25 protein-coding genes are annotated in these 26,248 nt (G+C 30.8%); 10 read left to right on the top strand and 15 right to left on the bottom strand.

The features are described from left to right. Positions 1–5 precede the first annotated feature (5 nt). The 14 genes from BXU10_RS03515 to BXU10_RS03450 all read right to left on the bottom strand — a co-directional run bounded on the left by BXU10_RS03515 (position 6) and on the right by BXU10_RS03450 (position 12,961). Positions 6–1,151, bottom strand: coding sequence for a glycosyltransferase (locus BXU10_RS03515; RefSeq protein ID WP_078226120.1), 1,146 nt, complete (start codon positions 1,149–1,151; stop codon positions 6–8). Further along, positions 1,148–2,131 carry a glycosyltransferase gene (locus BXU10_RS03510; RefSeq protein WP_078226119.1) on the bottom strand — a complete coding sequence of 328 codons (984 nt, stop codon included), beginning with the start codon at positions 2,129–2,131 and terminating at the stop codon, positions 1,148–1,150. Before BXU10_RS03510 ends, BXU10_RS03515 begins: the two co-directional genes overlap by 4 nt. A gap of 26 nt (positions 2,132–2,157) precedes the next feature. Beyond that, positions 2,158–3,216 carry a glycosyltransferase gene (locus BXU10_RS03505; protein ID WP_078226118.1) on the bottom strand — a complete coding sequence of 353 codons (1,059 nt, stop codon included), beginning with the start codon at positions 3,214–3,216 and terminating at the stop codon, positions 2,158–2,160. After that, positions 3,206–4,540, bottom strand: a complete 1,335-nt coding sequence (locus BXU10_RS03500; RefSeq protein WP_078226117.1) for a hypothetical protein — start codon at positions 4,538–4,540, stop codon at positions 3,206–3,208. The genes BXU10_RS03505 and BXU10_RS03500 overlap by 11 nt, the downstream gene beginning before the upstream one ends. Positions 4,541–4,571: 31 nt before the next feature. Then, positions 4,572–5,711 carry a glycosyltransferase family 4 protein gene (locus BXU10_RS03495; protein ID WP_078226116.1) on the bottom strand — a complete coding sequence of 380 codons (1,140 nt, stop codon included), beginning with the start codon at positions 5,709–5,711 and terminating at the stop codon, positions 4,572–4,574. A gap of 34 nt (positions 5,712–5,745) precedes the next feature. Next, the gene (locus tag BXU10_RS03490) at positions 5,746–6,177 is read right to left on the bottom strand and encodes an acyltransferase (RefSeq protein WP_189328051.1); all 432 of its coding nucleotides are present in this window, start codon (positions 6,175–6,177) and stop codon (positions 5,746–5,748) included. Next, positions 6,159–6,380 carry a hypothetical protein gene (locus BXU10_RS03485; protein WP_078226114.1) on the bottom strand — a complete coding sequence of 74 codons (222 nt, stop codon included), beginning with the start codon at positions 6,378–6,380 and terminating at the stop codon, positions 6,159–6,161. The genes BXU10_RS03490 and BXU10_RS03485 overlap by 19 nt, the downstream gene beginning before the upstream one ends. A 17-nt stretch (positions 6,381–6,397) precedes the next feature. Further along, complete coding sequence (locus BXU10_RS03480) at positions 6,398–7,837, bottom strand: oligosaccharide flippase family protein (RefSeq protein ID WP_078226113.1); 1,440 nt, start codon at positions 7,835–7,837, stop codon at positions 6,398–6,400. A 32-nt stretch (positions 7,838–7,869) separates the two neighbouring features. Beyond that, a complete protein-coding gene (locus BXU10_RS03475; RefSeq protein WP_078226112.1) occupies positions 7,870–8,463 on the bottom strand; it encodes an acyltransferase in 594 nt (197 codons plus the stop codon). Between the two features lie 95 nt (positions 8,464–8,558). Next, positions 8,559–9,695, bottom strand: coding sequence for an acyltransferase (locus BXU10_RS03470; RefSeq protein WP_078226111.1), 1,137 nt, complete (start codon positions 9,693–9,695; stop codon positions 8,559–8,561). A 51-nt stretch (positions 9,696–9,746) separates the two neighbouring features. Next, a complete protein-coding gene (gene gmd, locus BXU10_RS03465) occupies positions 9,747–10,829 on the bottom strand; it encodes a GDP-mannose 4,6-dehydratase (RefSeq protein WP_078226110.1) in 1,083 nt (360 codons plus the stop codon). Between the two features lie 89 nt (positions 10,830–10,918). After that, the gene (locus BXU10_RS03460) at positions 10,919–11,872 is read right to left on the bottom strand and encodes a GDP-L-fucose synthase (RefSeq protein ID WP_078226109.1); all 954 of its coding nucleotides are present in this window, start codon (positions 11,870–11,872) and stop codon (positions 10,919–10,921) included. Positions 11,873–11,878: 6 nt separating this feature from the next. Beyond that, positions 11,879–12,304, bottom strand: coding sequence for an adenylyltransferase/cytidyltransferase family protein (locus BXU10_RS03455; protein ID WP_078226108.1), 426 nt, complete (start codon positions 12,302–12,304; stop codon positions 11,879–11,881). A 39-nt stretch (positions 12,305–12,343) separates the two neighbouring features. Further along, positions 12,344–12,961, bottom strand: coding sequence for an outer membrane beta-barrel protein (locus BXU10_RS03450; RefSeq protein ID WP_078226107.1), 618 nt, complete (start codon positions 12,959–12,961; stop codon positions 12,344–12,346). Positions 12,962–13,586: 625 nt separating this feature from the next. Here BXU10_RS03450 and BXU10_RS03445 point away from each other — a divergent pair. From BXU10_RS03445 to BXU10_RS03425, 5 genes are all read left to right on the top strand, one after another. Continuing rightward, positions 13,587–14,552 carry a hypothetical protein gene (locus tag BXU10_RS03445; protein WP_078226106.1) on the top strand — a complete coding sequence of 322 codons (966 nt, stop codon included), beginning with the start codon at positions 13,587–13,589 and terminating at the stop codon, positions 14,550–14,552. Positions 14,553–14,645: 93 nt separating this feature from the next. Next, complete coding sequence (locus tag BXU10_RS03440; RefSeq protein WP_078226105.1) at positions 14,646–16,508, top strand: ABC-F family ATP-binding cassette domain-containing protein; 1,863 nt, start codon at positions 14,646–14,648, stop codon at positions 16,506–16,508. Between the two features lie 124 nt (positions 16,509–16,632). Beyond that, positions 16,633–17,094, top strand: a complete 462-nt coding sequence (locus BXU10_RS03435) for an FKBP-type peptidyl-prolyl cis-trans isomerase (RefSeq protein ID WP_078226104.1) — start codon at positions 16,633–16,635, stop codon at positions 17,092–17,094. 97 nt (positions 17,095–17,191) lie between these two features. Beyond that, a complete protein-coding gene (locus BXU10_RS03430) occupies positions 17,192–17,971 on the top strand; it encodes an O-methyltransferase (RefSeq protein ID WP_078226103.1) in 780 nt (259 codons plus the stop codon). Positions 17,972–18,285: 314 nt separating this feature from the next. Next, on the top strand, positions 18,286–19,302 hold the full coding sequence (locus BXU10_RS03425; RefSeq protein ID WP_123921944.1) for a hypothetical protein: 1,017 nt from the start codon (positions 18,286–18,288) through the stop codon (positions 19,300–19,302). 116 nt (positions 19,303–19,418) lie between these two features. Here BXU10_RS03425 and BXU10_RS03420 read toward each other — a convergent pair whose 3' ends face one another. Continuing rightward, positions 19,419–20,075, bottom strand: coding sequence for a DUF6565 domain-containing protein (locus BXU10_RS03420; protein ID WP_078226101.1), 657 nt, complete (start codon positions 20,073–20,075; stop codon positions 19,419–19,421). 305 nt (positions 20,076–20,380) lie between these two features. Between BXU10_RS03420 and BXU10_RS03415 the strand changes: the two genes are divergently transcribed. From BXU10_RS03415 to secA, 5 genes are all read left to right on the top strand, one after another. Then, positions 20,381–21,067 (top strand): ABC transporter ATP-binding protein, encoded by a 687-nt coding sequence (locus tag BXU10_RS03415; protein ID WP_078226100.1) that lies wholly within the window; start codon positions 20,381–20,383, stop codon positions 21,065–21,067. Positions 21,068–21,129: 62 nt separating this feature from the next. Continuing rightward, on the top strand, positions 21,130–21,699 hold the full coding sequence (locus BXU10_RS03410) for a hypothetical protein (RefSeq protein WP_078226099.1): 570 nt from the start codon (positions 21,130–21,132) through the stop codon (positions 21,697–21,699). Between the two features lie 54 nt (positions 21,700–21,753). Further along, complete coding sequence (locus tag BXU10_RS03405) at positions 21,754–22,323, top strand: cob(I)yrinic acid a,c-diamide adenosyltransferase (RefSeq protein ID WP_078226098.1); 570 nt, start codon at positions 21,754–21,756, stop codon at positions 22,321–22,323. 250 nt (positions 22,324–22,573) lie between these two features. Beyond that, positions 22,574–22,795, top strand: coding sequence for a DUF2795 domain-containing protein (locus BXU10_RS03400; protein WP_007138072.1), 222 nt, complete (start codon positions 22,574–22,576; stop codon positions 22,793–22,795). Between the two features lie 87 nt (positions 22,796–22,882). After that, positions 22,883–26,224: a preprotein translocase subunit SecA gene (gene secA, locus BXU10_RS03395; RefSeq protein WP_078226097.1), complete on the top strand. Its 3,342-nt coding sequence runs from the start codon at positions 22,883–22,885 to the stop codon at positions 26,222–26,224. Positions 26,225–26,248 lie beyond the last annotated feature (24 nt).

Raw genomic sequence — 26,248 nt, 5'->3', positions numbered from 1 at the left:
TACCGTTATAAATATACAAAATCAGGTTTCTCTCCTTTAAAAAGAATCCATTCGTACAACTGTTTCATTTTTTTTGCAACCGCTTCAATGGAATACCTTTCTTCAATTAATTTTCTTCCATTTTTGCCCATTGTTTCTCTTTGTAAATCACTTTTCATCATTAACTCATACAAGGCTTTTTTTAAGGGTTCTTCACCCATATCTATCCATCGCCCTGCATCCATTTTTTCTAATTCTTCCCATGGTGTTCCTTTAGTAGTAATTACAGGAACTCCACAGCATAATGCTTCTGCAATTACTATTCCGAAGTTTTCACTATAGGTAGGCAGGACAAATATATCTGCATTTTGGTAACAGTTAACTTTTTCATTGCCAAATACTGGTCCAATAATAGTTATTTGGTCTTCCAGATTTTTTGCCTGTATTATACTATGCAAAGATTTTATGTAATTTTCTTCTCCGTTACCTACTATTTCTATAATCCAATTTTTGCGAATAACAGCATTTAAATCTCCCCAACTATTAATCAAATTCTCTATCCCTTTTTTTGGATGTATTCTGGATAGAAAAAGTATTTTTTTTAAATCTGATTTTTTAGCAAAATCTTTAATAGGATATTGATCTATTTTTATTCCGTTAGGTATATCGGCTATTGGATTCTTAAATCCCAATGCCCTTATACTTTCCAATTCCATTTTACCGGTAGCGTGCAAACAATTCGCTTTTTGTAAATCTTTATACTGAAATAACATTAAGGCAATTTTTTTCTTGAGCTTTCCCTGAGTTAAAGACCAAGGCTCAAGCATTCCTCTAACAGAAACAACATAAGGCAACTTTCTTTCTCTTGCAATTCTTGCCATTTGGTGTACTGGTTGTTGCCAAATACCATGACCATGGAACAAGTCTGTTTGAACAGAACGCAGTTTACTACACAGTCCTGATGAGTATTGTAACAATCCAGATGCATAAAATTCAATGTGCAATTTGGTATTCGAAAATTTTGATATTAAAGGGCTTTCAGATTTAATCGTCAATAAGTTAACTTCTGAAATTACTTTAATTTTTCCTAAAGCTTCAACTAAATGGGTTACACTTCTTGCAGGGCCTCCTGTAGATTCGTCAATGGATGAAATACAATGGGTTATTTTCATTTTAATAAAATATTATACAATTTAAAATAAGAATAAGTAATATTTTTTCTTTTAAATGGCTCAACATTGATTAATCCTGTGTTTATAAGATTTTCCCTGTACTCTTTATTAATTATAAGCATTTTAAAACCATCAGCGATTGACTCAATACTGTACGGGTTGACATAATGAACAGCATCATTTCCAATTTCTGTCATAGGTTCAATCTGTGATGTTAAAACTGCTCTACCAACAATTTGTCCTTCAATAATTGGCATACCAAAACCTTCATATAACGAAGGAAAGCTTACAATATCGCATTTTCTATATTCATCGGCAATTTCCTGATCAGATAACGAGTACGCATTTGAATAATTGATATTGAATTTATTTAATAAATCTAATTGTTTTTCTTTGATCTTACCAATTATTCTTAATTGACAATTTATACCTGAAATTGCGTTAATCACTCTTTCCAAGTTTTTATTCCAGCCAACTCCAATATGTAAAATCACAGGTATATCATTAATTTCTTTTATATTTTTTTTTAACGTAGGATCAACAGGATTATAAATTACTGATACATTTTTAACTTTCACATATTTTAACAAATCTAATTTTGTTTTTTCTGAAATACAAACCACTTTATTAGCTATTTTAGCAGGTATATACAGCCATAAAACCCATTTAAAAAATCGATCAATAGGATTTCTGGCATTTTTAATGAAAACTAAATCATGTATAGTCAATACTACTTTACTTCCTATCAGTCCAAGTATGCAATAATGAATATCTCCTGTAACATGATTTATACCATGTTTATTCCTGTTTTTGTATGTAAACAAAATATTTTTTACAATAGATATAGGCGAAGCATCAGCTCTGGGCATGTAAATATTTTTTGAAACAACATTTTCAGGCATAGCCTCGATAATTGTTTTAAAAACCTTTTCAATACTGTATGCTTTATTTTTTGAACGAAAAAAATAATTTACTTCCATTTGTCTTAATTTACAATAAAAAAAGATCAAGCCAACTCTGCCAAAATAACATTCAAAATAGACTTTATTCTCTTTTTATTTGAATATCCTGAATCTCTGCATCTTTGTATGCCTGCTAATACTACCTTATTTCTTTTTTCATTATCATCTAAATATTGCTTGCATTTTTGCAACAACTCTTCATCTGTTGAAAAAAACTCAGCTTCTTTTCCTTCTTCAAATAAATTTAAATGTTCAGTAGTTCTTTCTGCCAGCATAAATCCTCCACAAGCAGGAATTTCCATTGTTCTCGTTGTTTGTAAATCAAAATTCATCTTTCTTAAAAAACAAAGAGAAATTTTAAAAGCAGACAATGCTTTAGAGTAATCTTCAGAAAACAATCCTTTATCTTCAATTTGAAGATTAGCAAATTTGTTTTTATAATCAATCCACTTTCCACCACCCCAAACTCGTACTTTTACTCCATTCTTAGCGAGATATAAAATACTATTTGCTCTTTCTTCTTCCCATACACCTATAAAACCTACATCTCCACCTAATTTTTCTTTTTCAACATCATTCAGAATTCGAGGAAAATGGAATTTATCTTCATAAGCATTATCAGTAAAAAAAACTTTTTTAACTCCCATCCTTTTTAATTTCTCAACAATATATGATTTGGTAGTTATATAATAATCATAATGAGGAAGACTTTCGATAAAATTTAAACTTTGATTGTGTCGTTGCGACATATCATCTGGAGAGTACCCTATAATTATTACTTTAGGGTTTATTAATTTTATTTTTTGTAATGTTGAATTATTAATAAACAATCCCTTGTCTATCCAAATAAAGTCATACTTTTTAGTATTAACTTGAGTTATAATTTTTTCATTAACAGATAAAAAATCCGGAAATCTCACATTAAACCCTTTGTGGAATAAGCGATTAATTACTCTTAAATAAATCGTATAAGGTTTTGATGCTGTATCTATTCTATCTACTTCTCCCAATTCTTCTAATGCCCACGTACGATGCAAACAAGTATTGCTTTCTCCATATCCTGAAAAACCTCCTATAGATAGAATTTTCAAATTACCTTTCATATACAAATAATCTAGTTTTATTTTTACTAATCACATATACAAAAAACAATACAAAAAATAATGTTTTCAAAAGGCTGTTTAGTGAACCTACAAATTCTGTTTCAGCCTTAGTAGCTCCAATAAAAATCACAATTATACTAAAAAGATATAAAATGTTTCTTTTAGATCTATTAATAATGAAAATTAATATCCTACTAAGTAGTAACCCATATAGTAGCATAAAAACAAAACTTCCAAATACCCCAAATTCTGCATAACCTATTCCAAGAGCATTAACACCTACTGATGTTCCCTCTTCTAAATACCTCCCTGTATATAACATATAATTTTTTCTGTTATCAATATCTTTTTTATCTGGATATAGAAATCGAGGAATTAGAGCATTTGCAAAATCTTCAAAAAGCACCTCACCTTGAGTATGTTGTTTATATTTAGGCACATAACTAAAAATATTAGAATTCACTGATCCGGAACTAATTCTTTGAAGAAAAGAATTATCTGTATCATTTTCAGATTTTTCAGAATTAAAAAGTATCGTAAAAAATAAACTTATATTCACCTCTCTGCTTCTGTCACTCCAGACTTTACTTCTGTAAGCTGTTTTAGCAGTATTTATTACTGACAACATTATCATACCAAGAACTAAAAGAATAATTATTTTTTTTTTGCTGAGAGAATAAATATTTGGAATAAAAATAATAAGCAAAAAACATTGTGAAATAAATTCTGCAAAAACAGATTGATATATACATTTAAGAAAAAGTAGAGAATAAATAGCAATTACATATACATTTTTATTAGATACAGGGCTATACAATAACATAATAGCCGTAATAAAAGAAAAGCTATATATTGTGGTAAAAATAAAATCTAAAGATGTTTTAAAAAAAAAAGAAAAAATAAAAAAAACTATACTAACCCAATAAATGGATTTAATAATTGAAATTATCTTAGGCCTTGACATAATTTCTTTAATCTTAGTTTTATTAAGAATTGCTTTTTTATTTCTTATAAATAAACATCCTGTAACAAAACTTAAATAAGCACCTACAGTAATGGCCATATACTCATTTTCTGAGACGTGCATAAAATCTGGCTCTATTCTATATAATATAAACGGTCCAACTATCCATTGAAAACCACTAATAAATAATATCAACTCCAAAATTGGAATTGTATTCCCTAGTTCATCCAAAAACTTATTCCCAATATAAATAACTATTAATAATCCAATAGAGGATAAAATACTAACTCCATAAAAAGCTAATAGCCATACAATTAAAACAATAATTATAAAGAACTTAACATTTTGCCTTCTTTTCATTTACAAGTAATCGATTCGGGTAATCGCTTTTTTATTTGATAATATTGTTTAATATCTCTAAATATCTGACTCCATAATCGTTCCATGTAAAACCATTACTGACTTTTAGCTTTGCTTTTTGTCCCATTTCACGACAAACATCCGGATTTTGATACAAAAACAATAATTTTTCCTTTAATGCATTTACATCTCTAATATCTATAACAAAACCTTCTTCTCCATCTTTCGTAATTAAATCTTCACCACCTGTATTACTAGTACATATAATTGGAAGTCCACATGCCATGGCTTGTGGCTGAACTAAAGCAAGCCCTTCCTCTAAAGACATTATAACAAACACGGAGCCTTGAGAATAATATCTATTTAATTCATTTTGAGGCTTATGACCTAAGTATTTAATTTTATTACTTTGGAATCTTTCTACAATTGGTTTAATTTCTTCAGTGACTGTACCCAAGTGCCATAATTCACTATTAGGCAAATCTAATTCATAAAAAGCTTGCAATAAATAGTGTGCTCCTTTTCTAAAACTCAAACCACCTGCAAAAACAACCCTGAATACATCATCCTGTTTTTCAATTTGTTTAAAAGAAGAAAGATCCACTCCATAAGGATTAAGCAATATTTTTTTTTCTGGAAATCCTTGTTCTATAAACGAACGTTTTACATAAGTTGAAGGAACCATAACATAATCTGTCAATTCATATTCTAACAATTCCCTCTGCCAAACTTTATAATTAGGTTTAAAAACTTTACTGAATTTTAAGAACTCTTCCTGAAGAATTCTCATTTGATAACTATAGTGGCTACTTCCTCTTTCAAGTATAGTTATTTTATTTAATTTTTTCGCTTCAATTATAGCTTCTAAACTTGCTCCGCTCCAGGAAATTAAAACATCAGCATCTGATAAAAATTTCTTATTGCTATTTGCCTGTTTTTTATATAAAAAAATAGAAATAGAATTTTTTAAAAATGGGAACAATCTAATAAAATACCTGTTTAAAAACTCTAATGATATATTGCTATTTATATTCTCTGTCCTAATTCCCCAACGTTTTGTTATTATTTTAGGGTAAGTCGTATTTAATTTAGACAATACCCCTGCTTTTTGCAATTGATTTGCCAAATCAAAAGCATGAAATCGTCCTACTACAGAAACAAGTACTTTCATTAATTTATTTTAATAAAATTTACAAAAAATATATTTAGTGTCTTTCGCTAATTAATTTTGCCGGATTACCTGCATAAATTCCACCAGATTTATAATGCCCTTTCACAATGCTTTGAGCTCCTATAATTGCATCATTTTCGATGCTAGTACCAGGTAATATTGTTACATTATTTCCAATCCAAACGTTGTTACCAATAATTACTTCTTTCGTTATTATTCCACTGTTTTCATCAATTTCATGACAATTAGAGTAAAGAATTGAGTAAAACCAAGAAATACAACAATTCTCGCCTATAGAAATATTCTCTCTTGCATGAATGACTATTGGACCTGAAAAATAAGTACCATTGCCTATTGTCAACCTCGCATTTTTAAACAATTTTAATTGTAATCCACTAAAAAAAATTACACTCCCTTTAATATCCACAATCGTATTCTCTAAAAGTCTTACTGAGCTATAAACCAAAATTGCCCATTATTTTTAGCATCAATATGTAGAGATCCTTTTATTTTTATTTGAGCACCTTTATCTAATAATATTAAAGTTCTTTTTCCTGTGTAGATATTTTTCTTAAAATCTCTAAATACAAAAACACGAATAAATATTGTTTTAAAAACAGAAAAGGTAGCACCGGAAATAAATATTTTTTTATAAATTTTTTTTATCATTATATCTTACTAAAATTTTATCTTCTTTTAAATTTATAAAACAAATCCAGAATCAGATTTCTATCAGCGATAAAAACTATAACCCCATAAACAATTGGGGATAAAATACTATTCAAGAAAAGATTGATATAGATGTTTTCAAAAAGTGTAGTTATTAAAAATATCCCTCCAAATATAATACTGCTAATGACAAAATATTTGATAAAAGGATATATCACCTCTCTAAAATTAATATCAAAATATTTATAAGAAAAATAAATAAGTATTGGACTGGAAGTAATATTAAAAAGTGATACTGCTATAGCTGTTCCTGTGGATTTATAGAAATAAGAAAATGGAATAATTAACATTAAAAAGTATATCGAAGACAAAACAGAATATAATGCCTGCTTTTTAAAATCCGCTTTTAAACGCAAAGCTACTGTCCATAAAGAACCAACCACCTGAAAACCAACCCCGATTGATAAAATTTGAACTAAATAAATGCAGTCATGCCATTTTTGTGGCAAAAACAGAAGAATTAATGGCTTCACTGAAACTGCCTGCCATAGAGCAAAAGGCATACCTAGCAATGCTAAAACAGACGTTATTCTAAGTATTATTACTTTTAATTGTATTTTATCATCTTTTGGAACTTTACTTAAAGCCGGAAATAAAACCGGAGCAATACTTCCAACTAATAAACCTATTGCCTGAACACTTAAACTAAAAGCTAAATAATAAATTCCTACTTCAGACTGTAATGCAAATAAACCCAAAACTGCAAAATCAAATTGCTGAATAACCCTCTGGCAAATTGCATAAATAAATCCCCAGGCACTATTACTTACTAAATGATTCCATCGTTTGAAAGTTATTTTAAAAGCATATCCAATACCTGAATGAAAATTAAGATAAATATAATTTAGAAAAGCCACAATTACTGTTGGAATAACAAAACTATATACTCCAAAGGATAATAATGCCAGAATAATTGTAAACAGCTGTGTTAAAAAAACAGAATAAAACTGAGCTAAAGAAAGCTGCTTAAAACGCAGGGCAAGCCTTAATTTAGCATCCGGTATAACTGAAAAAGAATTAAACGGAATAGAAAGACTAAAAATTAAGACTAAATAAGTAATTTGAATATCGTTATAAATTATTCCTCCAATTACTCCTAAAATAAGAATAATAATCAAACAGGTTGCAGCTAAAACTAAAGTAATTGATTTTGCTAAAGGTATTAACACATTGAAAGATTTTCCCCGACTAATTAAAACGTCTGTTAATCCAAAATTTTGTAATACAATACCTAAACTTGTCAGCGTATAAACAAGGCTAATTTTACCAAAATCCTGAGGTAATAAAATCCAAGCTAAAATCAATTGCCCAAGCATTGAAAAAACCTTTGTCCCAATCATTTGGAAAGCACTCCAAATTGCGCCTGAAACTATGCTTTTTGATATATTATTTGTCACTATTTGATTATAATTTTAATCTTAATTTAAAATTATCGGTTTTTATATGTTCTTATATATGCTTTTAGGTCACCTCCTAATAAAGATTCAACAACAAGATTTTTATGCACTACTTTTCTTTGTCCTATTACAGTAGCAGGATTGCCCGAAACTACTGTCATTGATTCTACATCTTTCACTAATACACTTCCTCCACCGCAGACAGCACCATAACCAATATTTGTGCAAGATGGCATAACTAAAACATTAGTCGCAACCCAAACATAATCCTCAATTACAACTCCATAATTCTTTTGTTCCCATTCTTCTGAATGAATATTATGTGATGCTGTAATAATTTCTACATTCTGACCTAAAATCACGTTATTCCCAATAGTCACTTTAGATCTCAAATCAATATTATTTGTTTGAACAGAAGTATGGCTTCCAATTTTAAGATTTGAATTTGCTTTTTTCGCAAGTGACAATGGAATAACTGTACTTTCTCCTATTGTTGCTCCATTTTTCAGAGCAATATATCTTGAGTATTTTATTTCAAGATATTTTTTAAATCTTGGCAAAAGACCAATATAGAACTTCAACAAACTCCTACCTTGTATTCTGCTTTCATATATATCTTTTGTCATTTTGTAATTTTAAATAATTTAATAAACAAGACAACCAACAATAAATAAATATTTTCTTTAAAACATTCGTGACGAGATAAGTTAATTATAATGTATTATTTTGCATTATCACCGCTTAAAACAGGAGAATATTTTTTCTTTTTATTTATAAATTTCACTTCAAAAAAATAATATGAAATGGTTGCAAACACAATAGTAAAAAGAATAGTAACCGGATAAATTATATAATTACTGTAATTAAAATTCTTGCTTATCTTAATTGCAATAGTAATTGCTATTAAATGATACATATACAATCCATATGATATTCTTCCTAAAAAATTTGTCAAAGCATTTTCCATTGAAAAAATTCTATGCTTATTAGCTGCAAAATTTATAATTATAATTCCAAAAAATACAGAATAAAATTCTTTTTGAAAAAATGGCACAAACAAACCAATGGTTATAAAAAATAAAATACAAAACAAAGAAAAATACTGTATCGTTTTGGCAAACAACAATTCTCTTAAATAATAAGTAATCTTATTGTTTTCGAATAGAATTAAAGCAAAAACACCCCCTATCGCCATACAGTCAATCGAAATTGATTCCCAAAATTGATCAATTTCATTCATTAATGGATTAATTCGATTTAATTTTATAGCAAATTTTACAATCAAATAACCTACAATAATACCAAACATCAGCAACCATTTATTTTTTATATATTTATTTAATAATGGCCATATTAAATAAAATTGTTCTTCCGCTCCTACAGACCAAGCTTGGGTAGCATAGGGTATGCCACCTAAAAGTGTTAATGCTAAATTGGGCAAAAAGACAACATAGAGTACTATTTTAAATATAAAATTTCGAGAAACAATTTCTTTTCCAGCTCCCGGAATTGTAAAAAAATCAATCTCCGGTAAGACGAAAGCAGAAATAATGATTAGAAAAAAATACAACGGCCATATTCTCAAAACTCTACGGATATAAAATTTTTTTACATCTATCGTATCAGTCATTTTTTTTTCTACAAAAAGAAGATAGGTAATAAGAAATCCGCTCAAAACAAAAAACAAAACTACTCCCAGACTACCTATTAACCTTATTGTATCACACCCAAACCACAAATTGGGCGTGATATTAAAAATAAATTTTTGGTTCTCAATATGATGTACTATAACAAGTAAAGCTGCTATAAATCTTATTGCGTTTAAATTTTCAAAATAAATTTTTGTGTTATCAAGCATTCATTAATAATTTTACTTTACTATATTTAATATTTTCCAAATACAGTTTTTTTAAAATAATTTCAAATCGCTTGCTACCATCTCTTTTACCAAAGCAGCTAAATCATATTGAGGCTTCCAGCCTAGTTTAGTTTTTGATTTAGTAGGATCACCAATTAAAAGATCTACTTCTGTAGGACGATAATATTCCGGATCTACACGCACTACAACTTTTCCTTTTTCTAATTGATATAATGGGTTGTTACAGGCTGCAATTTTAGCTACTTCACTTTCATTTTCTCCTTCAAAAGTCAGTTCAATACCTACTTCTGCAAAAGACATCGTCACAAAGTCTCTGATATAGGTAGTTACACCTGTCGCTATTACATAATCTTCCGGTGTATCTTGTTGCAAAATTCTCCACATCGCTTCTACATAATCTTTGGCATGTCCCCAATCTCTTTGCGAGTTTAGATTCCCAAGATACAGACATTCTTGTTTCCCTTTTGCAATAGCGGCAGTAGCCATCGTAATCTTACGTGTTACAAAAGTTTCACCGCGTCTTGGAGACTCATGATTGAAAAGAATGCCATTACATGCAAACATGTTATAAGCTTCACGATAATTTTTTGTTATCCAAAAACCATAGATTTTAGCGGCACCGTATGGAGAACGTGGATAAAATGGTGAGTTCTCATCATAAAATCCTTTTTCATTTTTATTTTCAGCCAGACCCCCATATAACTCTGAGGTTGAAGCCTGATAGACTCTTGTCTTTTTCTCTAAACCTAATATTCTTACTGCTTCCAAAATTCGTAAAGTCCCTAATCCGTCAACATTAGCTACATATTCAGGAGAATCGAAAGACACTTTTACATGTGACATTGCTCCTAAATTATAAATTTCATCCGGTTGTACTTCCTGAATTATTCTGATAATATTTGTTGAATCTGTTAAATCTCCATAATGCAACTTAAAATCAACATTTGTTTCATGCTGATCCTGATAAATATGATCAATCCGTTGAGTATTAAAAGATGACGCTCGTCTTTTAACTCCGTGTACCTGATATCCCTTTTCTAATAATAGTTCAGCTAAATAAGATCCGTCCTGACCTGTTATTCCTGTTACTAATGCAACTTTTTTTGTACTCATATATTTTATGTTAACAACTGGATAGTTGATTAATTGACATTTATTTGATAAACTGGATAAGTTCTAAATACTTAAAACATTTAAGTCATTCATTCCATTTTTACCTGCTTAAATGCTTCACTATTTTCTAAAAACCAATCATAGGTTTTTTGAATTCCCTCCTGAAGTTCAATTTTATGTTTCCAGCCTAAATGATGCATTTTAGAGACATCCATCAATTTTCGTGGAGTTCCATCCGGCTTAGTAGCGTCCCAGATAATTTCTCCTTTATGTCCGGTAATTTGCTGAATAGTTTCTGCTAAATGTTTAATGGTTAAATCTTCTCCGGTTCCTACGTTATACAAATAATCCGGTAATTTATTTTCTAAAGCAAAAATAACGGCCTGCGCCATATCATCTACGAATAAAAATTCACGCATAGGAGTTCCGCTTCCCCAAAGAGTTACGGGAGCATGATTATTTTCTTTAGCTTCATGGAATTTTCGAATCATAGCAGGCAAAACATGCGATGTATTTAAATCAAAATTATCATGCGTACCATATAAATTTGTTGGCATTAAACTTACATAATCTTTACCAAATTGATTTCTAATAGCCTGACACGTTTTTACACCTGTAATTTTGGCAATTGCATACCATTCATTGGTTGGTTCTAAAGTGTCTGTTAGCAGGTAATCTTCCTTTAGAGGCTGCGGTGCTAATTTTGGGTATATGCAAGAACTTCCTAAAAAAATAAATTTATCGACATTATTTTGTAAAGCCGAATCGATCAGATTATTTTGAATTTGCATGTTCTCCATAATAAACTGATATGGATAATCATTGTTGGCCAATATTCCGCCAACTCTTGCTGCTGCATCGATAATAACTTCCGGTTTTTCACTGGCAATAAAATCACGAACAGCTTGTTGATTACGAAGATCAAGTTCTTTACTTGAAACACCTAGCAAATTTGTAAATCCTTTATCTGCTAGTGTTCTCCAAATCGCACTTCCAACCATACCATTATGACCGGCGATATATATTTTAATATTCTTTTCCATTTTAACTTAAATTACTTTTAAAGCTTCTTTTTCAGCGACAACTTTTCTTAATCCGCTGCTTGAAAAACGATGATCCCTGGTATTAAAATATAATTCGATGCCTTTTGATTCACAATACTCACGACCGGTAAAGTTTTTTTCGCGATACTCATCTCCTATAATACGAACATCTATTTTAAAAGAACGCAAAATATCTTCTAAATCCTGTTCAGTAGCATAAGGTACGATTTCATCAACAAACTTACACCCCTTTAATTGAATATAACGTTCAACCACAGTTTGAGTAGGTCTGTTTTTTTCAGGCCGATCCAATGTAGGATCTGTTTGTAAGGCGCAAATTAAGTAATCACACTGACGCTTGGCCTCTTCCAACATAGTGATATGTCCGGCATGAAGTAAATCAAAGGCACTAAAAGTAATTCCTATTTTCATTATTTATTTATATGAAAATGATTTTATAATTCTTTTAAATTAGTAAGCTGAATCTGCATGGAAACGATTTTGTCCCAAAGCTACAATAAAACCAAAAGTAATCCCCAACTGGCTTCCTGTTCCGTTATTAGATAAATGTCCATCAAAATTCAAACTCTGCTCAACAGTAGCTTTATATGTCAAATCTGTAAAAAAAGAAACTTTTTCATTTATCGCGATAAATGGTTTTGCTCCAAACATTAAAACCCCAACATAGTCACTATTATAATATTCACTTGACATTTGACCAACACCTGCACCTGCATGAACCAGCAACCCAAATTGTCCTCCTGAATTTCTGGATATATCAATAACATTGCCTAAATTGTAGCAAAGTTCTAAGCTGGCTATTTTCTGATTCATCTTGTCTTTGGCTTTGTTTTCAAACTGATCAAAACTCAAAGAACCTAATAATCCCACATTTTCAGAAAACATATAACGCAATGAACCCTGTCCATGGGTAATTGATATAGGTCTATTTCCATCTCCATCTGAAACTTTAGATAAAGGAACAGCCAATCCAATTCCGGCTTCCATAAAAAGCTTATCGTATCTTAATCTGTATTGAGCTTGTGAAACTGTCGCAATTAATAATAAGGCAAAAAACATTTTTTTCATAAGTTGGTAATTTTGGGATTGTTATAATTTATAATAAATTTTTTAAAGATTATTTCCTAACATACAACATAAGCTGCTTTTTTATTCTCTTTTATCATCAATATTTTGTCAAATAATTAATAAATACATAATTTTTAAAAACAAAGTTAATACGAACGTTAAAAATAAATTATTTAAAAATATATAATAGTATTTTTCTTTGTAAATTTGCAAAATTAATTGTATTTTAACAGAGCTTCGCTCCTCTAAATCCCATTTTAAAGAAATTCAGAATAGATAAAATTTGTGCAAATGTATTGACATTTTTTAGATTATAAACTTAAAAACATCAGGAGGTAATGAATAAAAGCCACACAAAAATACATTAATCTCATTATCAATCACATACAAATTAACACAAATTGTGGTCAATTTTTAATTTTTGATAAAAAAATAAGTTAAATTTAATTTAGTACCACTTAAAATAAAATAATACATTTTTTAATGTTAAATTTCTGACTTTTCAAAATTATTACTAAATCTATTTATACAATTAAATCATGTCTTTTTTTATATATTGCAACTAATTTCAAATTATAATGTCTAAAACATAACTTTTAATATTTTAGTTTATTGCATTTTAATTATGAAAGAATATTTTATTTTTTGCTTTTTTTTTATCTCTACAGCTTACAGCCAAATTTCAGGATGTACAGATCCCTTTTCAAAAACATACAATTCGAATGCAACTCTAAATGATGGAAGCTGTCTGTACAAAACAATCAAAATAAAACCAGAATACTCAAAAACATTAAGCGATTCTATCAACGAGACTTCAGGAATTATTTCGTTTGCAGATTTATTATGGACCCACAATGATGATCATGATAAAACTATCTACGGATTGGATTCTTTGGGAAAAATTAAAAAAAAAATAATTCTGGAACACACCATAAATAACGATTGGGAAGAAATCTCGCAAGACAGTTCGTATTTATATATTGGGGATTTTGGAAATAATTATGCAGGAAACAGAGTCAACTTGAAAATCTTAAAAATTGAGAAAAAATCATTTTTAAAAGAAGATCCAATAATTGAAACTATTTCATTTTCATATTCAGACCAAACTGATTTTTCTTCAAAGAAACCAAACACTACAAATCTGGATTGTGAAGCTTTTATTGTCACAAAGGATAGTATCTACTTGTTTACAAAACAATGGAAATCATCAAAAACAAGTATTTACACTTTACCAAACAAATCCGGAATTCATAAAGCAATACTAAAAGAAACACTTGATACAAAAGGGTTAGTAACAGGTGCCACTTATATAGAATCAAAAAAACTAATTGCTCTTTGTGGCTATTCAGCAAAAGGAAAATCGTTTATATATCTTCTGTACGATTTTAAAAATCATGATTTTTTATCCGGAAACAAACGAAGAATAAGTCTTAAACTTTCTTTTCATCAGATAGAGGGAATTACAACCCAAGATGGTTTGCATTATTATTTAACCAACGAAGCTTTAATTAAAAAACCTATTTTAAATGTTCGACAACAGATCCATTACTTCGATTTAAGTCCTATATTGAATTCCTATCTCCATAAATAATTCGCAAATCGTAATATAATAGTTTACTTTTGCAAAAAAGTTGTGTTTTGTAAATCATTCATAACTTATAATTTATAACTCATAATTTACAAAGTGAATTACCTATCTGTAGAAAATATATCGAAGTCTTTTGGCGAAAGAACGCTTTTTGACAACATTTCATTCGGAATCAATAAAGATCAAAAAATTGCTTTTATTGCTAAAAATGGTTCTGGAAAAACAACCATTATGAGCATTATTAATGGCTTAGATGAACCAGATACAGGTCAGGTTGTTTTAAGAAAAGGTATTAGAATGGCATTTCTTTCTCAGGATAATAATCTTCAGGACGAACTGACTATTGAAGAAAGTATTTTTGCTTCAGACAATGAAACTTTAAAAATTATTGAAGCTTACGAAAAAGCATTAGAGAACCCGAATGACGAAGAAGCATACCAAAAAGCTTTTGACGGAATGGATCAGCACAATGCGTGGGATTTTGAAACGCAATACAAGCAGATTTTATTCAAATTAAAACTAGAAGATTTTAAACTGAAAGTAAAAAATCTTTCCGGGGGACAAAAAAAGCGTCTTTCATTAGCTATAATTCTAATCAATCGACCTGATTTACTGATTTTGGATGAGCCAACCAACCATTTAGATCTTGAAATGATTGAATGGCTGGAAAGTTATTTTGCTAAAGAAAATATCACGCTGTTTATGGTAACACACGACCGTTTCTTTTTAGAACGTGTATGCAATGAAATTCTGGAGTTAGATAACGGAAAATTATATCAGTACAAAGGAAATTACTCCTATTATTTAGAGAAAAAAGAAGAGCGAATTACCTCTGAAAATGCGAGTGTTGATAAAGCCAAAAACTTATTTGTAAAAGAATTAGAATGGATGCGCCGCCAGCCTAAAGCAAGAACGACGAAATCAAAATCGCGTCAGGATGATTTTTACGTAATTAAAGAAAAAGCTCAAAGCCGTAGAAAAGAAAACAAAGTCGAACTTGAAATCAACATGGAAAGAATGGGGAGCAAAATTATTGAGCTTCACAAAATTTCTAAAAAGTTTAAAGATCACGTTATTCTGGATAATTTCAGTTTCGATTTCCAAAGAGGAGAACGTATCGGAATTATTGGTAAAAACGGAACTGGAAAATCAACTTTTTTAAACCTTTTAACCGGCACACTTCCTCTTGACAGCGGGCGTGTCGTAAAAGGCGATACAATAAAAATTGGATATTATACCCAAAGCGGAATTAATCCCAAACCGGGACAGCGTGTTATCGATATTATTAAGGAATATGGTGAATATATTCCGCTTACAAAGGGAAAAATGATTTCAGCTTCACAGTTACTGGAGCGTTTTCTTTTTGATGCCAAAAAACAATATGATTTCGTTGAAAAATTAAGTGGTGGCGAATTAAAACGTTTATATTTATGTACGGTTTTGATTCAGAATCCAAACTTTTTGATTCTCGATGAGCCAACAAACGATTTAGATATTGTAACACTAAACGTTTTAGAGAGTTTCCTTTTAGACTACCCTGGTTGTTTATTAGTGGTTTCACACGACCGTTATTTCATGGACAAAATTGTCGATCATTTATTTGTTTTCAGAGGAAATGGTGAGATCGAAAATTTCCCGGGAAACTATTCTGATTTCAGAGCTTATGAAGACAGTGCGGATGTTGCCCAAAAAGAAGAAAACAAAGCCGAAAAGAAAGATTGGAAACAAAACAATCCGACTGGAAACCTGACTTTTAACGAGCAAAAAGAATATCAAAAACTAGAAAAAGAAATCAAAGATTTAGAAATTGATAAAACCAAAATCGAACAATTATTCTCTGACGGAAAGGTTGCCGATGCTGACATCGAGAAAAAAGCAAACGAATTACAAAATATCATCAGCAAAATAGATCACAAAGAAGAACGCTGGTTTGAGCTTTCTGCTAAAATTGAAGGCTAATTATTAATTGAGTTAAAAAAAGCCACAGCGATACGTTACATTTTATTATTATGATTTTTTGTATTTACTTTGACAATCTTTGTAAAACAAAAAATCAATATATCATACTAAATTTAAAACAGTTATGAAACAAATCCTATTTTCTCTAATCGCCTTAACACTTTTTATTTCGTGTAACCCGGACAATGCAGAACCACAAATAGCAAAAGATTACACTGCTGAAAATGAAAAAGAAATTACAGATTATATAGCTAAAAACAATTTAACCGCGCTAAGAAGTAATACGGGACTATATTATGTGATTAATGAACCCGGAGAAGGAACACAGCCAACAGCAACATCTAATGTCACAGTTGCTTATAAAGGCTATTATACTAACGGAACAATATTTAACTCCATTACTACCTCATCTTTTGGATTAAACCAAGTTATAAAAGGCTGGACTGAGGGCATTCCGTATTTTAAAACCGGCGGAAGCGGTGTTTTATTAATTCCGTCCCATTTAGCATATGGAAGTTTTGATTATAGAGGAATTCCAGGCGGCTCAGTACTTATTTTCGATGTCAAATTGATTTCGGTTAATTAAACATTACACGGAGATTCACAATAGAATCACAGAATTACACTAACTTTTTTTTACGAATCTTTGTGTTTGTATTTTGTGAATCTTTGCGAAACAAAACATGCAGCATCAAATAAAGTCATATCTAAAATTCCTTTGGAAATCCAAAAATGAACATGGAGTACACTCTCCCTTTGTTTTTAATTTATTAACGAAATGCTTTTACGATAAAAAATCAAAACCCGAATATTCAACTCTTAATAACTATCGAAAATCATTTTTAGAGAATAAAAACTTTATTAATGTAACTGATTTTGGAGCAGGTTCAAAAGTTTTCAAATCCAATAAAAGACAGATTTCAAAAATTGCAAAAACTGCAGGAATTTCTAAAAAACGTGCTGAATTATTATTTCGCGTAACTAATTATTTTGAGCCAAAAAATATTCTTGAAATCGGGACTTCATTAGGTTTAGCAACTTCTGCCCTTGCCTTAGGAAATCCAAAAGCAAAAATCATTACTTTAGAAGGCTGCCTGCAAACTGCAAACCAATGTCAATTGCAGCTGCAAAGATTCAATTTCAATAATGTTGAAAATGTAATTTCAGAATTTGAACTGTATCTGAATAACCTGAAACCAGAAACTTTAAACTTTGAACTAATTTACTTTGACGGTAATCATTCTAAAAAAGCAACTTTAGCTTATTTTGACCTTTTACTACCTACGATTGAAAATGATTCCGTTTGGATTTTTGATGACATTCATTGGTCATCAGAAATGGAAGAAGCTTGGGAAATTATAAAAAAACATCCAAAAGTAACCGTTACAATTGATACTTTTCAATGGGGGTTTGTATTTTTCAGACACGAGCAAGAAAAAGAACATTTTGTAATTAGAATATAAAAAAGAAGATACTCATGGCATCCTTTTTTTTCATAATTCTATTTCATGATAATCATAATTCAGAAGAAATCATACTATTATTTTTTTAATTACTTTAAAAAAATATAAAACAAAAAACCCTTCATCATTAAACTCCAACAAAGATTAATTTATACATAACCTAAATCAATTTTTTAATTTTTTTGTACGTATTTATTTTCTAATTAAAAAAATAAAATAAGAAAAAAAATACAAAAAAAACATATAATTTCGCTTTTGATTTTAAAGATTGGTACCATTTAAAATCAACTAAATAACTTTAATTTAAAATGAAAATGAAAAAAATTTATTTTTTAGCTATATTATGTATAGTATTTACATCTTGTAGTAAAGATGATTCTTCAAATGACCCAAATTCTATTACTAAAGAAGAAATCAAATTATTTAATTTTCCTTCTGAGGAGAAAATGGAAGAAAAAATTGATGAAATTATTACGCTTAAATCTGAGAGAAAACAAATCGTTTTATTTAACTTTAATGAATCAGAGGCTTCAAAGGGATTTACTTTAAATAGTAAAAAAACTAATGATCTTGATGTAAAAAAAAGAGATAAGGCTATTAAGAATAGTTTAAAAATTTATCATACTGCATTGCTTTCTAGTATTTATGAATTAAGAAAAGAGTTAAACTTTACAAGTATTCAAAGTATTGCTGATGAGATAAATTCTCTTAATGCTACAGATCCTAATAAGGCTAAATTGTTAACAGAAATTCATCAAAAATTACTTATTAGAGATCCTTTAGTTGGTATAATTAAAACAGTTTTTAATGAAAGAGTTGCAAATATTATAAATATCGAAGGGGAAGTCATAATCGAAGGAAAAAAAGTAAACTACAAAGAAAATTTTTCTACTTCTAATCAAACTCAAAAATATATTGGTGACGAGTTTATAGTTGGAGAATTAGCTGGGTTTAATGACGATTATAAAGCTTATTATTTTGCAGGAAGAGAGGTTCATAAAAATGATCTTGGAGTTAAATTTTTCAAATATTATACAGAATTAAAAACATATATGGGATCGTTTCCTGCGATGAATGTAGTAGAATGCCCAAGTGTTTTTACTGTTCAAGATGGTTCTAAAGCTGGGTTTGCACAATCAAAAGACAATCCTTTTAGTGATTATGCCTTTAGTTATCCATTTATATCAGGAACAGGAGTTTCCGTTAGGTATAGAGGAGGTAATAAAAACACCGCTTATGTACCCGTTGGAGGCAACTTAAAAGCAACTTTTACTACAACACTAGGAGGAGTTTTTAAAGAGATAAATGTTGACTTAGTCTATAAAGAATAAAATCAAAAATAATTAAGCTAGTTCGTATCATTTTTTTTCACGAATTAGCTTAATTATTTTACAAAAAAACAACCATTTCTGATTGTCATATTCAAAACTAAATAAACCTAAATAACCTATTTCTTAGCTGCGGCAGTTTCTTCAGATTTAGCTCCCATTCTGTTTACAGTATACATAGGCGCAAATTTGATTTTTAAGCCTGCAATTTTTCTGTTATCTTCTGCTGAGAGACCTTCTTTTTCGACTGTATTTTTACGACTGTCAAGTGCTTCATACATCAATTTAATTTCATCCCAGTCTTCACGTGAATAACTGTCTTTATTATTTTCTACTGTATGTACAAATTGTTGATACACACTATGAATATTTTTAGCATTTACCCAGTCAAAACTCATGTCGTCACCAATTTTTCCTTCTCCAAATAAAGCATTACGCAATTGTTGTTTCGGACTTACAGGCGGCGCAAGTTTAGCTGCCATCTCATTTTTAAATTCTTCATATTTAATTTTGCTCGTATTTATTCTTTCCGTTTCAGCTGTATTATCCTTAATATCCGCAAGCGCTAGTTGTGCATTTTCTGCTCTCTTGTCATATTCCGCTTCAACAGCTGCCCAATCTGCTTTCAAATCTTCTGCCGCAACATTTTTTACTGAATCCACATAAGCTACATATGAATCAATCGTCTTCTTAGCTTGTTCTTGTTTCTCGTCTTTACATGATGTAAAACCCAATGCAATCAATACAATTGCTGATAAAATTTGTATATTTTTCATAATTCTAATTTTTAAAAGTTACAAACAAATATAGTTAAAAAAATAACTAAAAATAAATTATTATTAAAAATTAAGCTTTTTAATTAAAAATAATTTAATTAATTTAAATAAATATGATAATTATATAAAATTTAATCAAAATCATATAACGCCTTTTTTTGACGAACCAGAATTTTCTACAGAATTCAAAGTATTGCAATGAATGACTATTTAGATTGTAAAGCCTGTAACAAAAATCAATTAAATACTACTTACCAATTATTGAAAAGGGTTTTGTACTTTTAAATCCAAAATTGTAAAACAAAATGGCAAATCCATTAATTAAAATAACTGACATAAGACGAAATTTTGTGCTGGGTAATGAAATCGTTTATGTTTTAAAAGGAATTAATTTAGAAATCAATAAAGGAGAATATGTGGCGTTAATGGGACCTTCAGGATCCGGAAAATCTACTTTAATGAATTTATTGGGATGTTTAGACACACCAACTTCCGGTCGTTATGTCTTGAACGGAAAAGATGTAAGTCAGATGAAAGATGATGAACTGGCGGGAATTCGTAATACAGAAATTGGTTTTGTTTTTCAAACTTTTAATCTTTTACCCAGAACGACCGCATTAGATAATGTTGCATTGCCCATGATTTATGCAGGATATTCTAAATCTGAAAGAAACGCAAGAGCGACAGAAGTATTAAAACAAGTAAATCTTGCAGACCGAATGGATCATCAGCCGAATCAGCTTTCGGGAGGACAGCGCCAGCGTGTGGCAATTGCCCGTGCTCTTGTTAACAAACCATCCATTATATTAGCCGATGAACCAACAGGAAACCTGGACAGTAAAACTTCTGTAGAAATCATGAAGCTTTTTGGAGATATTCATGCGCAGGGAAATACTGTGATTCTGGTAACACACGAAGAAGATATTGCCGCTTATGCGCATCGAGTTATTCGTTTACGAGATGGATTGATTGAAAGCGATACTACGAAATAATTTCAGATTTCAAATACTTTAAAAAGTTTATTTGGTTAATTGTTTAATCGGAAAAGAAAAAAATGACCAATTTTATTAAATCTATTTTATTAGCTTTTTTGTTTTTAACGTCTTGTAAAAATACCTCCGTAAAAAACAATGAAAATTCTAAACTATTACCTCCAAAAATTGAAAGTGTAAAAATACGTTGGGCAACTACAAACGAATTTGTAGTTAGTATTGATAGTCTTTTATCTTACGAGAAAAAATTTGAATGTGATTCGGTTATTGGAGTTAATTATATAGGTTTTGATGGAAATGGACATTCATTTTATCCCATAAATAAAAGAGGAAGATCTGTTAACACCATAAAAAGCAGAAAGAAACTCGATCGCAATCAAATTTTAAAATTAAATGCAATTATTGGAGACAAAAAAACATTTGAAAATCCAAATCTGACGGCTTGTTACAATCCAAGACTTGGATTTATTTATTTTAAGGATAATAAAATAATTTGTCAAACACAGATTTGTTTAGAATGCTCTCAACTTGAGTCGACCGCAAAAACTGCGGGAATAAAAAGCGATGCCTTTAATGACAAAGCCCATAAAAAATTAACAAAACTAAGTAATGAACTTGGCTTAAACAACTAATAAAAAAAGCTTAGTGCCTTAGCATCTGAGAACCTTAGCATCTTAAAAGAAAAAATGAAAGTATATACCAAAACAGGAGACAAAGGAACCACGGCTCTTTTTGGAGGCACACGTGTTCCTAAAGATAATATCAGGATTGACAGTTATGGAACTGTTGACGAATTGAACTCTTATATCGGACTAATCCGGGATCAGGAAATTGATTCGCATTATAAAACTATTTTAATCGAAATTCAGGATCGTCTTTTTACTGTTGGTGCCATTTTGGCAACTCCTCAGGAAAAAGAAGTTTTAAAAAACGGCAAACTACGATTAGAAAATCTTGGAATAATTGATTCTGATATTGAATTACTGGAAAATGAAATAGATAAAATGGAGGAAAGTCTACCGCCAATGACCCATTTTGTTTTACCGGGTGGCCATCCAACCGTGTCACATTGTCATATTGCGCGTTGTATTTGCCGTCGTGCAGAACGCTTAGCAGTTCATTTAAGCCATAACGAACACGTTCCTGAAATCGCAATTATGTATTTAAACCGACTTTCTGACTACCTTTTTGTCTTGGCACGGAAGTTGTCCTCTGACCTCAAAGCGGATGAAGTGAAATGGATCCCCAGAAAATAAATTTTCTGCAAGTTCCAATTTTTTAAGCCCCAAATTCCAATAAAAAATAAAATTATTTCGAATTTTTAAAACGAAATAAATCTTAAAAATTTGGAATTTAAATATTGAGATTTCAAGGGTCTTTTTTGGGATTTGGAATTTAAATATTGGAATTAACAAGCGACGTTCTTAAATTTTATTAAAATAAATCAAATTTTACTTGTCTTTTTCAGTAAAAAATTTATTTTTGCACAAACTAAATCGACAAAAGATGTATTGGACATTAGAATTAGCATCCTATTTAAGTGATGCACCGTGGCCTGCTAACAAAGACGAACTTATTGACTACGCTATTAGAGCAGGAGCTCCTTTGGAAGTAGTAGAAAACCTACAGTCGATTGAAGACGAAGGCGAGATATATGAATCAATGGAAGAAATTTGGCCTGATTATCCAACAGACGAAGATTATCTTTGGAATGAGGATGAATATTAAAAAATAAACCAAAGGAAAAAGTCTCATCACCGAGGCTTTTTTTTTGGTTCAAATACACATTTACACAAAATAGAAATACAATAAATCATGAGTTTCATAAACAGTATTATTAAAGTCTTTGTAGGTGATAAATCACAGAAAGATGTTAAAGCTCTACAGCCTTATTTAAACAAAATTAAAACATTCGAAACCAGCTTAATGAGTTTGTCTCACGACGAATTGAGAGCTAGGACTACATATTTTAAACAAAAAATAAAAGAAGCCAGAGCTGATAAAGATGCTAAAATTGCTTCGCTTAAAGCAGAAGTAGAAAACATCGAAGACATCGATAAAAGAGAAGATCTTTATGATGCTATTGACACTCTTGAAAAAGAAGCTTACGAAATCTCCGAAAAGACTTTATTAGAAATTCTTCCTGAAGCCTTTTCTGTTGTTAAAGAAACTGCACGTCGTTTTAAAGACAATTCTTTTATTGAGGTTACCGCAACTGCAAAAGACCGCGAATTTTCAGCAACAAAAACATATGTTACTATTGAAGGCGACAAAGCTACATGGGCAAACAAATGGAATGCTGCCGGTAAAGAAATTACCTGGGATATGATTCATTATGATGTTCAGTTAATTGGTGGTATGGTTTTGCACGAAGGTAAAGTTGCCGAAATGCAAACAGGTGAAGGTAAAACTTTGGTTGCTACACTTCCGTTATACTTAAATGCTTTAACCGGAAACGGAGTTCATTTAGTAACTGTGAATGATTACCTTGCAAAACGTGATAGCACATGGAAAGCACCTTTATTCGAATTTCACGGTTTAACTGTTGATTGTATCGATAATCACCAGCCAAGTACGGAACAAAGAAAAAAAGCATACGACGCTGATATCACTTACGGAACCAACAACGAATTTGGTTTTGATTATTTAAGAGATAATATGGCACACTCGCCAAGCGATCTTGTACAAAGAAAACACAACTATGCAATTGTCGATGAGGTCGATTCTGTATTAATTGATGATGCAAGAACGCCACTTATTATTTCAGGACCGGTTCCTCAAGGAGATCGCCATGAATTTAATGAGTTGAAACCAAAAATCGAAAACTTAGTTGCACAACAGCGTCAGTTAGCAAATGGTTTCTTAGCAGAAGCTAAAAAATTAATCAAAGACGGAAATACCAAAGAAGGTGGCTTCTTATTGTTGAGAGCTTACAGAAGTTTACCTAAAAATAAAGCATTAATTAAATTTTTGAGTGAAGAAGGAATCAAACAATTGCTTCAAAAAACCGAAAACCAATACATGCAGGATAACAATCGCGAAATGCACAAAGTGGATGAAGCTTTGTATTTTGTAATTGAAGAAAAAAACAATCAGGTTGAATTGACTGATAATGGTATCAAATACCTTTCAGGAGATACAGATGCAGACTTTTTCGTGCTTCCGGATATTGGAACTGAAATTGCTGCTATCGAAAAACAAAAATTAGATAAAGACGCTGAAGCGGAAGCAAAAGAAAGATTGTTTCAGGATTTTGGTGTAAAAAGCGAGCGTATTCATACTCTTACTCAGCTTTTAAAAGCTTACGCTCTTTTCGAAAAAGACGTAGAGTACGTTATCATGGACAACAAAATTATGATTGTCGATGAGCAAACAGGTCGTATAATGGATGGCCGTCGTTATTCTGACGGTTTACACCAGGCGATCGAGGCTAAAGAAAATGTAAAGATTGAAGCTGCTACACAAACTTTTGCAACCGTTACATTACAGAATTATTTCAGAATGTACAGCAAATTAGGGGGTATGACAGGTACAGCGGTTACAGAAGCTGGCGAGTTATGGCAGATTTATAAACTGGATGTTGTTGAAATTCCAACCAACCGCGCTATTTCAAGACAAGATAAAGAAGATTATATCTACAAAACTACCCGTGAGAAATTCAATGCTGTTATTGAAGATGTAACAGAATTATCAAAAGCAGGAAGACCGGTATTGATTGGAACAACGTCTGTAGAGATTTCAGAATTATTAAGCCGTATGTTAAAAATGAGAGGCGTTACACATAACGTTTTGAATGCTAAAATGCACAAACAAGAGGCTCAAATTGTAGAAGAAGCAGGTAAAGCCGGAGTTGTAACCATTGCAACAAACATGGCTGGTCGTGGTACCGATATTAAATTGTCTCCAGAAGTTAAAGCTGCCGGAGGTTTAGCAATCGTGGGTACAGAGCGTCATGATTCTCGTCGTGTTGACAGACAGTTGCGTGGTCGTGCAGGACGTCAGGGAGATCCGGGAAGTTCACAATTCTATGTTTCTCTTGAAGATAACCTAATGCGTTTATTTGGTTCTGAAAGAGTGGCAAAAGTGATGGACAGAATGGGACTTCAGGAAGGTGAAGTTATCCAGCATTCGATGATGACTAAATCTATCGAACGTGCTCAGAAAAAAGTAGAAGAAAATAACTTTGGTGTTCGTAAACGTTTATTAGAATATGATGACGTAATGAACTCTCAACGTGAAGTAGTTTACAAACGCCGTCGCCATGCATTGTTTGGTGAGCGTTTGAAACTGGATATTGCAAACATGCTTTATGATACCTGCGAATTAATCGTTAGTCAAACAAAACCTGTAAATGATTTCAAAAATTTCGAATTTGATTTGATTCGTTATTTCTCAATCACTTCTCCAATTTCTGAAGCAGATTTCTTAAAATTATCTGATATCGAAATTACAGGAAAAATCTACAAAGAAACTTTAGCGTTCTATACAGAGAAAACTGAAAGAAGCGCAAGAGAAGCTTTCCCAATCATTAAAGGAGTTTACGAAGAGCCAAACAATCATTTTGAGCGTATCGTAGTTCCGTTTACTGACGGAATCAAAACCTTGAATGTGGTTACAGATTTGAAAAAAGCATACGATAGCGAAGGGGCTCAGTTAATTGCTGATTTCGAGAAAAACATTACTCTTTCTATTGTTGATGAAGCCTGGAAAAAACACTTACGTAAAATGGACGAATTGAAACAATCTGTTCAATTGGCTGTTCACGAACAGAAAGATCCATTGCTTATTTACAAATTAGAAGCTTTTAATTTATTTAGAGGAATGTTGGACAACGTAAATAAAGAAGTAATTTCATTCTTATTCAAAGGTGATTTACCAGCTCAAAACGTTCCTGAAATTCACGAAGCAAGAGAAGTTCGTCAAAAAGAAAACTTCAAATTAAGCAAAGATGAAATTCCGAATAGTGAAGACATCAACCGTGAAGCCGGAGAAACGCAACAGCGTCAGGTTACAGAAACGATTGTTAGAGATATGCCAAAAATCAACCGTAATGATACTGTAACAGTTCAGGAAGTTGCTACAGGTAAAACAGAAACAATGAAATATAAAAAGGCTGAAACTTTAATTGCCAATGGCACATGGGTTCTTGTAAAATAAGTTACAATTTACAGTCGCAATCTC

The organism is Flavobacterium sp. LM4, assembly GCF_002017935.1.
Lineage (GTDB): Bacteria > Bacteroidota > Bacteroidia > Flavobacteriales > Flavobacteriaceae > Flavobacterium > Flavobacterium chungangense.
Note: the sequence above shows the minus strand (reverse complement) of the source record. Positions and strands in the feature narration are given on the sequence as shown.

Excerpts from the sequence above, each read along its gene's own strand:
- BXU10_RS03515 (WP_078226120.1), bottom strand. The coding sequence starts at position 1,151 with ATGAAAATAACCCATTGTATTTCATCCATTGACGAATCTACAGGAGGC.
- BXU10_RS03510 (WP_078226119.1), bottom strand. The coding sequence starts at position 2,131 with ATGGAAGTAAATTATTTTTTTCGTTCAAAAAATAAAGCATACAGTATT.
- BXU10_RS03505 (WP_078226118.1), bottom strand. The coding sequence starts at position 3,216 with ATGAAAGGTAATTTGAAAATTCTATCTATAGGAGGTTTTTCAGGATAT.
- BXU10_RS03500 (WP_078226117.1), bottom strand. The coding sequence starts at position 4,540 with ATGAAAAGAAGGCAAAATGTTAAGTTCTTTATAATTATTGTTTTAATT.
- BXU10_RS03495 (WP_078226116.1), bottom strand. The coding sequence starts at position 5,711 with ATGAAAGTACTTGTTTCTGTAGTAGGACGATTTCATGCTTTTGATTTG.
- BXU10_RS03485 (WP_078226114.1), bottom strand. The coding sequence starts at position 6,380 with ATGATAAAAAAAATTTATAAAAAAATATTTATTTCCGGTGCTACCTTT.
- BXU10_RS03475 (WP_078226112.1), bottom strand. The coding sequence starts at position 8,463 with ATGACAAAAGATATATATGAAAGCAGAATACAAGGTAGGAGTTTGTTG.
- BXU10_RS03470 (WP_078226111.1), bottom strand. The coding sequence starts at position 9,695 with ATGCTTGATAACACAAAAATTTATTTTGAAAATTTAAACGCAATAAGA.
- gmd (WP_078226110.1), bottom strand. The coding sequence starts at position 10,829 with ATGAGTACAAAAAAAGTTGCATTAGTAACAGGAATAACAGGTCAGGAC.
- BXU10_RS03460 (WP_078226109.1), bottom strand. The coding sequence starts at position 11,872 with ATGGAAAAGAATATTAAAATATATATCGCCGGTCATAATGGTATGGTT.
- BXU10_RS03455 (WP_078226108.1), bottom strand. The coding sequence starts at position 12,304 with ATGAAAATAGGAATTACTTTTAGTGCCTTTGATTTACTTCATGCCGGA.
- BXU10_RS03450 (WP_078226107.1), bottom strand. The coding sequence starts at position 12,961 with ATGAAAAAAATGTTTTTTGCCTTATTATTAATTGCGACAGTTTCACAA.
- BXU10_RS03445 (WP_078226106.1), top strand. The coding sequence starts at position 13,587 with ATGAAAGAATATTTTATTTTTTGCTTTTTTTTTATCTCTACAGCTTAC.
- BXU10_RS03435 (WP_078226104.1), top strand. The coding sequence starts at position 16,633 with ATGAAACAAATCCTATTTTCTCTAATCGCCTTAACACTTTTTATTTCG.
- BXU10_RS03430 (WP_078226103.1), top strand. The coding sequence starts at position 17,192 with ATGCAGCATCAAATAAAGTCATATCTAAAATTCCTTTGGAAATCCAAA.
- BXU10_RS03425 (WP_123921944.1), top strand. The coding sequence starts at position 18,286 with ATGAAAAAAATTTATTTTTTAGCTATATTATGTATAGTATTTACATCT.
- BXU10_RS03420 (WP_078226101.1), bottom strand. The coding sequence starts at position 20,075 with ATGAAAAATATACAAATTTTATCAGCAATTGTATTGATTGCATTGGGT.
- BXU10_RS03415 (WP_078226100.1), top strand. The coding sequence starts at position 20,381 with ATGGCAAATCCATTAATTAAAATAACTGACATAAGACGAAATTTTGTG.
- BXU10_RS03410 (WP_078226099.1), top strand. The coding sequence starts at position 21,130 with ATGACCAATTTTATTAAATCTATTTTATTAGCTTTTTTGTTTTTAACG.
- BXU10_RS03405 (WP_078226098.1), top strand. The coding sequence starts at position 21,754 with ATGAAAGTATATACCAAAACAGGAGACAAAGGAACCACGGCTCTTTTT.
- BXU10_RS03400 (WP_007138072.1), top strand. The coding sequence starts at position 22,574 with ATGTATTGGACATTAGAATTAGCATCCTATTTAAGTGATGCACCGTGG.
- secA (WP_078226097.1), top strand. The coding sequence starts at position 22,883 with ATGAGTTTCATAAACAGTATTATTAAAGTCTTTGTAGGTGATAAATCA.